We start from the raw sequence: 12,647 nt of genomic DNA on the forward strand, positions 1-12,647 counted from the left end.
GCCACTGCGGCACCATCGAGACGTTCGCCGCACCACACCGCCATCCCCGGAGTACGCCATGCCCCGTTCCGAAGCCCGCGTCGTCACCGACCGACCGCACCGCTACGCCAAACAACTCGCCTCCCACCTGAGCCGGCGCAGCGAGACCCACTGGGACGAGGAGACCGGCGAGGGCCGACTGATCTTCCAGAACGGAACCGGCTCGCTCACCGCGGTCGACGGCGCCCTGCTGCTCGCCGTGGAGACGGAGGCCGAACACCTCGACCTCCTCGAAGACGTCGTAGGCCGCCACCTGGTCCGCTTCGGTACGAAGGACGAACTGGTCGTCGAGTGGCGGCGGGACACGGGCGAGCCCGGCACGACCCAGCGCAGGCCCGAAGACCCGGAGTGACCTCGCGCGGCGGCCCGTGCAGCGCGGAGTGACTGTGCGCGTCGGCCCGCGCCGCGCACCAACCGGCACCGGCGCGGTTCGGCGGCGGCCTCCGGCAGCTCGGACGCGAGGCGCCGGTGGCCGGCCAGGACGGCCCCCGCAGATCGCGCGCGCCGCCCGGCCGGCCGCCTCCGCACCCGCCGATCCGCGCGAAGGACCCACCGGTCACACCCGTGGCCGGGGCCGGCCCCCGGTCGACCAGGGTCACGGGGGCTCGCGGCGGGCCAGGGTGGTACGCGATCGACGAACCGGCGATCCCCGCACCGACGACGACGACGACGACCGGCCCGGCCGCCGCCGGACCGCTCAGACCGAGCAGCCCACGTGCGCCAGCGCCTGCTTGAGCAGCACGCCGTGCCCGCCCGGCATCTCGCTCTGCATCGCGGGCGACAGGGCGTCCTGCGGGCTGAACCAGACCAGGTCGAGGGCGTCCTGCCGGGGGCGGCAGTCGCCGCTGACCGGGACGACGTAGGCGAGGGACACGGCGTGCTGACGGGGGTCGTGGTACGGCGTGACGCCGTGCGTGGGGAAGTACTCGGCCACGGTGAAGGGCTGCAGGGAGGACGGGATCCGGGGCAGCGCCATCGGGCCGAGGTCCTTCTCCAGGTGACGCAGCAGGGCGTCGCGGACCCGTTCGTGGTGCAGGACGCGGCCGGAGACCAGAGTCCGGCTGACCGTTCCGTCGGACCCGATGCGCAGCAGCAGGCCGACGCTGGTGACTTCGCCGCTGTCGTCGACGCGCACGGGCACGGCCTCGACGTAGAGGATCGGCATCCGGGCGCGCGCCATCTCGAGCTCGTCGGAAGTGAGCCAGCCGGGCGTGGTATCGGTCATGTCAGACATTGCTTGATCATACTTTCCGGGATTCGCGAACGCTCAGTCGCGGTGGGGACTGGGACGAGGGGGATCGGGGTCGGTCGGGGGAAGTCCGTAGAGGCGGCGCGCGTTGTCGCCGCCCGCCCACGCCGCGATCCGCAGCGCGTCCGGCAGGCTCAGCTCGTCGGCGTCCACCCGCTCCTGGAGCAGGCCGGCCAGGCCGTGCCGGAAGGCCAGCGCGCCGAGATGGTAGAACTCGGCCACACCGTACGCGTCCGAGCTGTACAGCAGTTTGCGGAACGGCGTGATCTCCGTCGCCTCCGCCAGAACCGCCCCGGCCCGGGCGGGGCCGACGTAGTGCAGGGTGAGCCCCACATCGAGGTACACCCGTTCGAACACGGCCGCCAGGTAGGCCGCCTGCCGCTGGTAGGGCCAGCAGTGCAGCAGGAGGACGGGGATCGCGCCGGCGGTCAGGTGCAGCCAGTCCGTCAGGTGGGTGGGGTCCACCCGGTGCAGCCGGATGTCCGCGTCGCCGAAGCCCGTGTGCAGCTGGAGGGGCAGCCGCAGATCCACGGCGGTCCACAGCAGCTGCCGTACGAGGACCGGATCGGCCAGTCGGCCGCCGCCGTCGGCGAGCCAGCGCCGGGCCGCTGCGGTGACCTCCGTGTCCGAGGGCCTCACCGGGTCCAGGTCGAAGCCGGTGCGGTAGGCGGCGACCGACTTCACCGCCACCACGCCCGGCCGCGAGACGGCCTCCAGAGCGGCCGCGCGGAACGCTTCGGCGTACTCGTCCGGTTCCACCCCGCCCGCCGCCACCGCTTCGGCCACGGCCTCCAGCCGTACCACCTCGTACGCCGTCCCGCCCGCCGCCTCGGCCAGCTCCCGCGGCGCGGTGAGGCGGTCCGGGGTGAACCCGGTGTCGACGCAGAACACCTCGGTGCCCGCGGCCGCGAGGAACCGGCGGTTCACCTCGCGCGCACCCAGTTCGGCCCGCCGCGCCACGTACTCCTCGGGGGCCGCGTGGCGCGGCAGGTCCAGGAGAGGAGCGCAGTGGCGGCGGACGGCCACACCGACCGGACTGTCGAACGGCGAGATCCCGGGCCAGACCCCGCCCTCGGTGAGCAGAGACTCGAAGCCCGCCCGGTCGAGGTCGGCGGCGACCACCCCGTGGCAGTGGTGGTCCACCAGCCGCACTGCGGCGAGTGTCTCGTGCACGGGTCCCGCGCCCATGTCAGTACTTCCAGCGGTACGCCGCCGCCACGCCCTCGTCGTCCAGCCCGGCGACGGCCGCGACCTCCCCGAGGCGTACGGCGATCACCGCGTCGGCGAGGACGGGGCCCAGGGCGGCCCGCAGCAACTCGTCGGCGCGGAACGCCTCGACGGCCTCGGACAGGGAGGTCGGCAGCCGTCGTACGCCCCGGGCCGCCGCCTTCCCGGCGTCCAGCCGGGCCGGATCCCCGGTGATCTCCTCGGGCAGCGGCGCGGACGAGGTCAGGCCGTCCAGACCGGCAGCGATCAGGCAGGCCAGCGCGAGATAGGGGTTGGCGGCCAGGTCGACCGGCTTGACCTCAAGGTTCGCGGCCCGGTCGCGGACCCCCGCGGTCCCCGTGACCACCCGCAGCGCCGCCTCGCGGGTCTCCCGGCCCCAGGCGGTGAACACCCCGGCCCACTGGGACGGTTGGAGCCGCAGCCGGCTCGCGGGACTCGGCGCGGTCAGCGCCGTGAGCGCGGGGAGACGGGCCAGGATGCCCGCCGCGAAGGACTCGGCCTCGGCCGTCATGCCGTACCGGCCACCGCCCCCGGAGTGCAGGTTCACGCCGTCGCGCCAGGCGGACAGGTGGACGTGGCCGCCGTTGCCGACGCCCTGGGCGAAGACCGCCGGGGCGAAGGAGACGACGAGGCCGTGGCGCCCCGCCACCGCGCGGATCGTCTGCCGGACCAGCACGCTGCGGTCGGCCGCCGCCACCGGGTCGAGCGCGCCCACCGACACCTCGAACTGGCCGGCCGCGTACTCGGGATGCAGCTGCTCGACCTCCACGCCCTGCGCGGCGAACGCGGCCAACAGGTCGGCGGTGTAGTCGCTGAGCTCGACCTGCCGGGTGGCGCTGTACGCCGGTCCCGTCGTCGCGGGCACGAAGTCCCCGTCGGCCGACGGCCCTTGACCGACGGCCCACTCCACCTCGATGCCCGCCTTGAAGGCGAGGCCGTGGCGCTCGGCGGCCTCCCGGACGATCCGCCGCAGCACGGTGCGGCCGCACCCCGGATGGGGCTCGCCCTCCTGCGTGATCCGGTCCACCGGCGCCCACGCCCAGCCGGGCTGCCCGACCAGCGCCACCAGGTGGTCGAGGTCGGGATACAGCCGCAGATCACCGTCCGGCGAGCCCAGCACGTCGGTGGCGACGATCGAGTCGTCGGCGAGGAAGGTGTCGAACACCGGCGACATGCCGACGCCCCAGGTCACCGCCGCCGCCAGCCGCGCCGTCGGGACGGTCTTGACCCGGGTGACGCCCGCGGTGTCGACGTAGGAGAGGACGATGCCGTGCACACCCCGCCCGGCCAGCTCGTCGGCGAGCGCGGCGGCCCGTTCGGCCTCTCCGGGACGTCCGCCGGGGACGGGATCGGCAAGGGTGGTCATCTGTCCTCCACGACGAGCTCGGCCGGATCGGCGGCGGCGTCAGCGTCAGGGTTTCACGGCCACCGCGCCGAACTGCGGTACCACGAGGGGGGAGCCGGGCTCGGCACGCCACTGCGAGCACGACACCAGCCCCGGCTCCAGCAGCTCCAGTCCCTCGAAGAAGGCGGCGATGTCCTCGCGGCTGCGGGCGCAGATCGGCGGTGTCGCGTTCTCGTTCCAGAACTTCATGGCCGGGATCTGTCCCTCGCCGCCGAGGTCGGCGTCGAAGGTGGGATGCGTCAGCGCCAGGTAACTGCCGGAGGGCAGCTCGGCCATGACGCGGCGCGCGATGTCCCGCGCCTCCCCGGTGTCGAGGACGAAGTTGAGGATGCCCAGCATCATCACCGCGACCGGCTTGCCGAAGTCGAGGGTCCGTGCGGCCCGTTCGAGGATGGCGTCCGGGTCGTGGACGTCGGCGTCGATGTAGTCCGTGACGCCGCCGGAGGTGCTGGTGAGCAGGGTGCGGGCGTGCACCAGCACGATGGGGTCGTTGTCGACGTACACGATCCGCGACTCGGGCGCGATCCGCTGGGCGATCTCGTGGGTGTTCTCCACCGTCGGCAGCCCGGTGCCGATGTCGAGGAACTGACGGACTCCCTGCTCGGCGGTGAGGAACCGGACCGCCCGGCCGAGGAACCAGCGGTCGGCGCGGGCGATGTCCCGGATGATCGGGAACATCTTGGCGACGTGCTCGCCGACCTGCTGGTCGACCTCGTAGTTGTCCTTGCCGCCGATCCAGTAGTTCCACACGCGTGCGTTGTGCGCCACACCGGTGTTGAGCCTCGCCGATCGGCCTGACGGGGTGTCGCTCTCGCTCACGTCACTGCTCCTTCTCGCGCCCGCGTCCGTCGCCGCCATTGTGCCGTCCGATGATCAGCTTGTCCCGGAAACGGCCGAGCGGAAACGCGGTGCGGAAGGGGACGGGCCTCCAGGGATCAGTCGATCCCGCCGGGGTCCGGGGAGGGCGTACGGCCCGCCTGGACGTCCTTCAGCCGCGCGGTGCCCTGCTGGACCGCCCGCTCGACCGAGTCGTCCTCGCCCCCGGCGAGACCGCCGGCGGTGACGGTGATCGCGTCGGTGCCCACCCGTACGACGGCGACGTCCAGGGTGAGGGTGGCGGGCGCGTCGGCGGCCGTGCCCTGGACGGTGATGTGCAGTCCCTGCCGGGCGTCGCCCACGTTCGGCACGGAGGTCTCGGTCACCTGGACCGTGCGCTCGTCGCCCGTGTCATCGGTCGCCGTGAACTGGTCGCACTCGGTGGGCAGGGTCTTCAGCCAGGCCAGGGACTCGTCGAGGGCCACCTTGTCGTAGGCGGCGACCTGCTGGAGAAGGCGGGAGTCACCCTGTTCGAAGCCCCTCAGCGCGCCCGCCCCGGACGGCTTGCCCAGCAGGTCGTCGCTGTAGAGGGTGTCGAGCAGCTTCTGGCAGTCGGCGGCGTCGGACTTGGCGGTCAGGAACTCCGCGACGTCGACCTTGCCGACGAGCAGACTCTCGCGCCACGACGCGGCCTCCTTGTCGCTCACCTGCGCCCAGTCGTCCTCCAGGTCGGCCTCGGTGACCAGCGCGGCCCGGGCCCCGGCCGCGGTGAGACGGCCGGCCGGCGAGACGGTCGGCGACTTCGCGGCCAACGGCGAGGCGGCACGCGACCGCTCGGCCACGGGCGACGCGGCGACGTCGGAGGCCGCCGAACCGCCGTCCTCGTCCGAACAGGCCGCGACGGTCAGCAGTGCGCCCGCCGCCAGGGCCGAGGAGAGGAGCCGGACAGTACGGGACGGACGAGCGGTCATGCCTGTGCCTCCTGAGGACGCGGACGTGCCCCCAGCGCACCACCGGCCCCCTGGGCACACCACCGCACCGGCCTGTTCGGGTGACCGGCCGGACGACGCGAACGCCCCGCCCGGCCCGCCCGCCGGGGCCGCCGCGGGGCGGCGCGCTTGTCGTTACCGGCTGGTACCCCGGGGGTGGGACTCGGGGGGTGCCTGAGGTACGGTCTCCGAGATCCGCAACCACGCACAGGCTGCAGACCGCTACAGGCGGTGTCGAAGGGGACGGCAGAACGATGGAGTTCCATGTGGTCGACGAAGGGGAGCCGACGCCGGGCGGCGCGCGGCTGGAAGCCCTGGACCCGGAGCCCCTGCTGACCCGGGACTACGAGACGCGTCCCGGGCTCGTCTACGAACGGCTGCGACAGCGGCACGGGCCGGTCGCGCCGGTCGACCTGCTGGGCGTGCCCGCCTGGCTCGTGCTGGGCTACCGCGAGGCGCTCGAGGTGCTGCAGGACGACACCGGCTGGCCGAAGGGCCTGGAGAAGTGGCGGGCCCGGTCGGAGGGCAGGGTGCCGGCCGACTGGCCGCTCGGTCCCTCCCTCGAGGTCAACCACATACTGATCCAGGGCGGCCCGGGCTACCCCGCACTGCGCGCCGCGTGGGACGCCGCACTCCGGCCGTTCCAGGACCCGAGGAACCCGCAGGCCAAGCGGCTCAAAGCGGCCGTCACGGTCTACGCCGACGAGCTGATCACCCTGCTCGCACAGGGCGGCCGCACGGGTATGGCCGACCTGTCGGCCCAGTTCTCCCGCCCGCTCCCCCTGATGGCGGCGAGCCACCTGCTCGGTTTCCCCGGCTCGCAGGGCGACGACGCCCTGATGGACATGTGGCGGGTGCTGGACGCCGGCCCGGACGCGGAACCCGCCCTGGAGCGGCTCCTGAAGACGCTCTCGGAGCTGGCCGCCGCCAAGATCGAGCAGCCCGGCGACGACTTCCCCTCCCACCTGCTGGCCGCCCACCCGGACCTCTCGGTCGACGAGCTGGCCAGGGAACTGTTCATGCTGCTCGGCATGACCTCCGACCACGTCGGCATCCTCATCTCCAACACCGTGGTCGAGGTGATCTCCGGGGAGCGCGAGGGCGGAGTGCGCAGCGCCCTGTCCGCCGGGATGGTCCGCGAGACCATGAACCGGGTGGTCATGCGCAAGCCGCCGTTGGTCAACTTCGTGCCGCGGTTCGCGGCCAAGGACACCCGGCTCGGGAACTACACCATCCACGCAGGCGACCCCGTGTGGGTCTCGTCGGCCGCCGCGCACGCCGACCCCCTCTTCGCCGGGCAGATGACACCGGGTTCCTCCACCATCAGCAGCCGCGCGCACCTGTCGTGGGGCGCGGGGCCTCGCCAGTGTCCCTCCCGCGAACTGGCCTCGACGATCGCGTCGGCGGGAGTCAGCCGCCTCTTCGAACGCTTCGGGCACCTGGAACTCGCCCTCCCGGCCGACCAACTGCCCTGGCGCTCCTCGCCGTTCATGCGAGGGCTGCGCTCGCTGCCGGTGCGCTACGAACTCGCCGCGTCGGCCGTACGGTACGTGCCGGCGCCCCAGGACGCCGAGGCTCCCGCGACGGACGTACCGGACCAGGCCGCCAAGCGCCGGTCGTCGCTGTGGCGGTACCTGACCGGGCTCATCCGCTCGGAGGGCTGAGCGCCGGTCAGGATCCGGTCCGTACCTGGCCGTTCTGCCACGCCCAGGCCGCGATCTCCACCCGGTTCCGTGCCGCCAGCTTGAGCTGGACGCTGGACAGATGCGTCTTGACCGTGGACAGGGAGACGTACAGCTCGGCGGCGATCTCGGCGTTGGTGCGGCCGAGGGCGACCAGGCGGACCACGTCGAGTTCGCGGTCGGTGAGGGGCTCGGACGGGAACGCGGGGCGGCTCGGGGCGTTCGCCTGCGGGGTCTCGGTGACATGCCGCAGGAGACGAACGGTGACCGACGGGGAGACCAGGGAGTCACCGGCCGCGGCCGCGCGGACCGCCTCCGCCAGGAGGGTCGGCCCCGAGTCCTTGAGCAGGAACCCGCACGCGCCGCCGCGCAGCGCCCCGTACACGTACTCGTCGAGGTCGAAGGTGGTCACCACGACCACCCGCATCGGGTCGGCCACCTCGGGCCCCGCCAGCATCCGGGTGGCCTCCAGCCCGTCCAGCTTCGGCATCCGGATGTCCAGCAGGCACACGTCCGGCCGCACCTTCCGGGCCAGGGCGACCGCCTCCGCGCCGTCGGCGGCCATGGCGACCACCGTGATGTCGGGCTGCGCGTCCAGGAAGAAGCGGAAGCCGGTACGGACCATCTCCTGGTCGTCGGCGATGAGGACACGGATGGGGGCGCCGGGCGGGGTGGGGCTCGTCATGGCTCGATCATGCCTCAGGGGTGGGTGGGAGAAAGGCCCGCCGACAGGTGCGGCGGACCTCCCCCGTGTTCATCAGTCCGCGCTCTGGGCCGGATCGGCCGTCACCTTCCGCAGCAGTGGTCTGCTGCCGGCGATGGCGGCGAACATCGCCAGCGCGCCGATGACCACACAGGCGGCCAGTTGCAGGGCGCCGGTGGCGTTGATCGTGAGGTCGGCCGCCTTGTTGAGCTTGTAGGAGCCGTACACGCCCGTCGCGGTGGTGCCGCCGGCCAGGACGACCAGGGGGAGGACCGTCTCGCGCACCCGGGCCCGGTTCAGCACCCGCAGCGGGGTGCCGGCCAGCCGCAGCAGGCCGTAGACGCGCCGCCGGTCCAGGACGTTCGCCGCCGCGGTGAGGCCGGCCGAGGCGGTCGCCACGGCGAAGCTCAGGGCCAGGGTGGCGGTGCTGACGGCGGAGAGGCGGTCGACGGCGGTGCGGTCGTACGCCGTCGCGTAGTCCTCGGTGTACGGGGGCGTGCCCGTCGCGACGGGGGTGAGAGCGGTGACAGCGGCGTCGATCCGCTCCGTACCGCCCGGGACACGGGCGATCACCCCCGGGCCGCCGCCCAGCAGGTTCTCCGAGTCGTCGGCGCCGCCGGTGGTGACCGTCGCGGTGATGCCCGCGCGGTCGAGCAGCGTGCGGGCCTCGGTGGCGGCGTGCCGGGCGGCGGCGGCGCTCGGGCTGGTCACGGCGACCTGCTCCCGGTAGTCCAGGCCGTACAGGCCGCCCAGCTGGCTCACGGAGAAGAACCCGGCCACGAACCCGGCGAGCACCAGCCCGCTGACGGTGCGCCAGGCGCCGCGCGGGTCGTCGCTGAGCCGCCGCGCGGCCAGCAGGGTCGCCGGGCGGCGGGCGAAGCGGCCCGCGATCCGGCCCAGCCGGTCCACCACCCACGGGCCGAACAGCCAGAAGGTGCCGTAGAACAGCCCCAGCAGGACGAGCGCCTGCCGGGACGACATCTCACCGCCGCTCGCGGACTGCCAGATGTAGATCAGGGCCGCCGCGAACAGGGCCAACCGGATCCAGCGGGTGCGGCGCGGATTCGCCTCCTGGGCGACGCCCAGCGGCGCGGTCGCCACCTGGCGCAGCATCGACACCGCGCTGACGGTGAGGAGCACGGTGACGCCGGCCACCACGGCCGCGCACCACGGCAGACCCACCCACAGCTGACCGGTGTACCAGCCGCCGACGCCGTAGGGCACTTCGGCCAGGACCGGCAGCAGTGCCACGTACGCGAGCGCGCCCGTCAGGGCTCCGGCCGCGCCGACGGCCGCCGCCTCGACCGCGGTCATCGTGAGGATCTGCCGGGGTGTTGCCCCCGCCAGACGCAGCGCTGCCAGCCGTTGCTCGCGCCGGGCCGCGCCGAGCCGCCCGGCCGCCGAGGACAGCACGATCACGGGCATCGCCAGCAGCACCAGGCCCAGCAGCACCGCACCCTTGTCCGAGCTGGTGACCAGAAGCTTCTGCGTACCGTCGAACCCGGAGATCTCGGCACGCGCGCCCTGGCCGTCGTCGAACCACAGGGTGCCGCCCTTGGCCGCCTCGGACACCGCCGGATCGCTCGGCGCACGGCCCACCACGGCGACCAGCTCGTCGGGCGAGGCGAGACCGGCGGCGCCGATCGTGCCGTACGACTTCACCCTCGGGAGGCGGTCGGCCAGTTGGTTCGCGGGGAGCCTGCGCAGCAGCTCCGCCAGGGCGGGGGAGACGAACACCTCGCCCGTCCTGGGGAAGGTGCCCAGGCCGGGTGGGGCCGGGGTGCTCCCGCGGCCGGGCAGGCGGGCCAGCGAGACGACGGTCACGGGTTCGTGGCGGACGTACGTCGTGGCGAGCGCCTGGACGGCGGTGGCCTGCTTCGCCGGTACGGCGGCGGGTGTACGCCATGTGGTGTGGTCGGCGCGGGTGCCCGCGCCGACGCCGGCGGCGATCATCACCAGCATGACGAACGAGCCGACGGCGGCGGCCCCGGCCGCCAGCAGCTGGCTCTGCAGGCCGCGGCGGCCGGCGGACCGGGCCAGATGCCAGGTCAGGGGCAGGACGGGGGAACGCATCGGCATCTCCGGAGGTTCTCGGCGCGAGGGGATCAGGCGGCCGTGTACTGGTCGTGGTTGCTGATCCGGCCGTCCCGGACCTGGAGGATGCGGTCGCAGTGGGCGGCGACATCCGCGTCGTGCGTGACCATGACCAAGGCGGCGCCCTGGTCGCGGGTGACCGAGGTCAGCAGCCGGACGACCTCGGTACTGGTGGTCTGGTCCAGCGCGCCGGTCGGTTCGTCCGCGAAGACCACGTCCGGTTCGACGACCAGGGCGCGGGCGATCGCCACCCGCTGGGCCTGGCCGCCGGACAGCTGGCCGGGCCGGCGCCTCTCCAGCCCGTCGAGACCGAGCGGGGCGAACCAACGCCGGGCCTGCTCGACGGCCCGCGCGCGGGGCGTGCCCTCCAGCATCAGCGGCAGGGCCACGTTCTCCTCCGCGGGCAGCTCCGGCAGCAGCTGGCCGAACTGGAAGACGAACCCGAAGCGCTTGCGGCGCAGGGCGCTGAGCCGGTTCTCGCCCAGCTTGTCGATCCGCCCCCAGCCTTCGGCCGGGGGGACCCCCATCTCGCTTCGCTCGCCGCGCAACAGCACCTGGCCGCCGTCCGGGCGGACGATCCCGGCCAGGATGTGCAGCAGCGTGGACTTGCCGGACCCCGACGGGCCCATGATCGCCAGCGAGTCGCGCTCGCCGACCTCGACGTCCACGCCGGACAGGGCGGTGGTCGAGCCGTACTTCTTCACGAGGCCTTGACCGGCCAGAACGATGCTCATGATGTGGCGTGGCCCTTTTCTAGCGCTCGAACTTCCAGGTGACGGAATCGGCCGTGGCCTTCACCACGGTGACCGGGATGTCGACGGGCTTCCCGTCACTCTTCTTGCCGGTGCAGGTGACGGAGGCCCCGACCACGGCCTTGAGCCCGGTGGGGCAGGTGACGCCGGAGACCTTCGCCCCGACCCAGGGGAGCGGGTGGTACTTGCTCTCGGTGCGGCCCGCGACGACGTTGGCCGCCAGTGCCCTGTGACCGCCGACCGACTCCGTGGACTGTCCGTCGAGCCCGGTGGTCGACTTGGTTCCGGACAGCAGATGGGTGCCGACACCGAAGAGGGCGGCGACGGCGGCCGCACCGCCGACCGCACCGACGAGGAACTTGCGCTGCATCACGTACTCCTGATGACTCTGACGCCTGAGGCCGAGGTGACCACGGGAAGTGGCTCCACCCTCGCCCGTGCGTCCGGGCGCGCGCCTCGGCCATAAGGTCAGGGTTCGCGGGGTGCCGCCTCGGTCGTTCGGCCGATCCCGCCGCCGTCCGTGCCGCATACGGTGAGCAGCATGAAGTCCGTTTCTCTCCGGGGCCTGGCCCGGGGCTTCGGTGTCGGCGCCCTCGTCAGTGCGGCCGCCGTCGACCTGGCCTACTCCGTCGGCCAGGACGTCGGTCCCTGGCCGGCCGCGGCCGTCCTGCTGGCCGGTGGCGCCGCCGTGCTGTGGCCCGCCGACCGGCGCCCCGCTTGGCTGACCCCGCAGGTGCGCACCGCCGTGCCGGCCGTGGTCTCCGGCTTCTACACGGTCGCCTCGGTGCAGTACCCGGGGGCTCTGTTCGGCCCGGGCGAGCTGACGATTCTGCTGTGCCTGTTGTTCATCGCGGTCCGGCACTGTCCGCGCCGCTCGGCCGTGGTGTGCGGCGTGCTCGTCGGCGGTGCCGTCCTGGCGCTGCCGGTGCGAGCCCTGCGCAGCACGCCGGGCACCATGCAGGGGTTCATGCTGGTCGGGCTGGTCCTGATCGGCCTCGCCGCCGGGTTCGCGGCCTATCTGCGGTCCATGGACTACCGCCGGACCGTGGCCGTCAGCGAGACCCGCCGCTCGGAACGCCTCGCCATCGCGGCCGACCTGCACGACTTCGTCGCCCACCACGTCACCGGGATCCTCGTCCAGACCCAGGTGGCCCGCATGATGGCCGACGCCCGTCAGGACGACCTCGACCCGGTCCTCGCCGGAATAGAGCGCGCCGCGACCGAGGCGCTGGCGTCCATGCGCCGCACGGTCGGCGTGCTGCGCGACACCGGCACCGAACCGGCCGACCGCCGACCGGTGGGCGACCTCGCGGGCATCGCCGGTCTCACCGACGGCTTCGCCGGTCCCCTCCAACAGGTCACCCTGCTGTGCGACCCCACCGTCCGCGACGACCTCCCGCACGAGGTGCAGGCGGCCGCCTTCCGCGTCGTCCAGGAGTCACTGACCAACGTACGACGCCACGCGGGCGACGCCACCCGGATCACCGTCCGGCTGCGCCACGAGGGGCGTCGGCTGGAGGTCTCGGTCACCGACGACGGCCGCGGCGGCAGCCAACTCCCGGACGCCGCGCACGGCGGTGGCTTCGGCCTCGTCGGGCTGAAGGAGCGAGTGACGGCGCTGGGCGGTGACCTGCACGCGGGGCCGCGCGCCGGTCACGGCTGGGAGGTGCGGGCGGTGTTTCCCACGTGAA

12 protein-coding genes and 1 pseudogene are annotated in these 12,647 nt (G+C 73.5%); 3 read left to right on the forward strand and 10 right to left on the reverse strand.

The features are described from left to right. Window positions 1-58: 58 nt before the first annotated feature. Complete coding sequence (locus ACFWWR_RS01470) at window positions 59-391, forward strand: DUF2218 domain-containing protein (RefSeq protein ID WP_384301331.1); 333 nt, start codon at window positions 59-61, stop codon at window positions 389-391. A 241-nt stretch (window positions 392-632) separates the two neighbouring features. Here ACFWWR_RS01470 and ACFWWR_RS01475 read toward each other — a convergent pair. The 6 genes and pseudogenes from ACFWWR_RS01475 to ACFWWR_RS01500 form a co-directional block, all read right to left on the reverse strand. Continuing rightward, window positions 633-749 (reverse strand): annotated as a pseudogene (locus ACFWWR_RS01475) (hypothetical protein); the annotation flags it as partial. Further along, on the reverse strand, window positions 737-1,264 hold the full coding sequence (locus tag ACFWWR_RS01480) for an NUDIX hydrolase family protein (RefSeq protein ID WP_383868354.1): 528 nt from the start codon (window positions 1,262-1,264) through the stop codon (window positions 737-739). The gene ACFWWR_RS01480 and the pseudogene ACFWWR_RS01475, both read right to left, overlap by 13 nt. Window positions 1,265-1,306: 42 nt before the next feature. Further along, entirely contained in the window at window positions 1,307-2,476 is a 1,170-nt protein-coding gene (locus tag ACFWWR_RS01485; RefSeq protein ID WP_383868206.1) for an amidohydrolase family protein, read from the reverse strand. Window position 2,477: 1 nt separating this feature from the next. Beyond that, window positions 2,478-3,881 (reverse strand): glutamine synthetase family protein, encoded by a 1,404-nt coding sequence (locus ACFWWR_RS01490; protein WP_383868208.1) that lies wholly within the window; start codon window positions 3,879-3,881, stop codon window positions 2,478-2,480. Between the two features lie 45 nt (window positions 3,882-3,926). Beyond that, window positions 3,927-4,739 carry an SAM-dependent methyltransferase gene (locus ACFWWR_RS01495; RefSeq protein ID WP_383868210.1) on the reverse strand — a complete coding sequence of 271 codons (813 nt, stop codon included), beginning with the start codon at window positions 4,737-4,739 and terminating at the stop codon, window positions 3,927-3,929. Window positions 4,740-4,855: 116 nt separating this feature from the next. Then, a complete protein-coding gene (locus tag ACFWWR_RS01500; protein WP_384301333.1) occupies window positions 4,856-5,707 on the reverse strand; it encodes a hypothetical protein in 852 nt (283 codons plus the stop codon). A gap of 272 nt (window positions 5,708-5,979) precedes the next feature. On the opposite strand from ACFWWR_RS01500, the gene ACFWWR_RS01505 reads away from it, so the two are divergent. Beyond that, window positions 5,980-7,389 carry a cytochrome P450 gene (locus ACFWWR_RS01505; protein WP_383868214.1) on the forward strand — a complete coding sequence of 470 codons (1,410 nt, stop codon included), beginning with the start codon at window positions 5,980-5,982 and terminating at the stop codon, window positions 7,387-7,389. A 7-nt stretch (window positions 7,390-7,396) separates the two neighbouring features. Here ACFWWR_RS01505 and ACFWWR_RS01510 read toward each other — a convergent pair whose 3' ends face one another. The 4 genes from ACFWWR_RS01510 to ACFWWR_RS01525 form a co-directional block, all read right to left on the reverse strand. After that, window positions 7,397-8,092, reverse strand: a complete 696-nt coding sequence (locus tag ACFWWR_RS01510; RefSeq protein ID WP_384301335.1) for a response regulator — start codon at window positions 8,090-8,092, stop codon at window positions 7,397-7,399. A 72-nt stretch (window positions 8,093-8,164) separates the two neighbouring features. Further along, the gene (locus tag ACFWWR_RS01515; protein ID WP_384301588.1) at window positions 8,165-10,183 is read right to left on the reverse strand and encodes an FtsX-like permease family protein; all 2,019 of its coding nucleotides are present in this window, start codon (window positions 10,181-10,183) and stop codon (window positions 8,165-8,167) included. Window positions 10,184-10,215: 32 nt separating this feature from the next. Continuing rightward, complete coding sequence (locus tag ACFWWR_RS01520; protein WP_383868218.1) at window positions 10,216-10,938, reverse strand: ABC transporter ATP-binding protein; 723 nt, start codon at window positions 10,936-10,938, stop codon at window positions 10,216-10,218. 19 nt (window positions 10,939-10,957) lie between these two features. Further along, complete coding sequence (locus tag ACFWWR_RS01525; protein WP_384301337.1) at window positions 10,958-11,326, reverse strand: DUF4333 domain-containing protein; 369 nt, start codon at window positions 11,324-11,326, stop codon at window positions 10,958-10,960. Window positions 11,327-11,497: 171 nt separating this feature from the next. Between ACFWWR_RS01525 and ACFWWR_RS01530 the strand changes: the two genes are divergently transcribed. Next, window positions 11,498-12,646, forward strand: a complete 1,149-nt coding sequence (locus tag ACFWWR_RS01530) for a sensor histidine kinase (RefSeq protein WP_383868222.1) — start codon at window positions 11,498-11,500, stop codon at window positions 12,644-12,646. Window position 12,647: the final 1 nt, after the last annotated feature.

It is taken from the genome of Streptomyces sp. NPDC058678 (assembly GCF_042714835.1).
Lineage (GTDB): Bacteria > Actinomycetota > Actinomycetes > Streptomycetales > Streptomycetaceae > Streptomyces.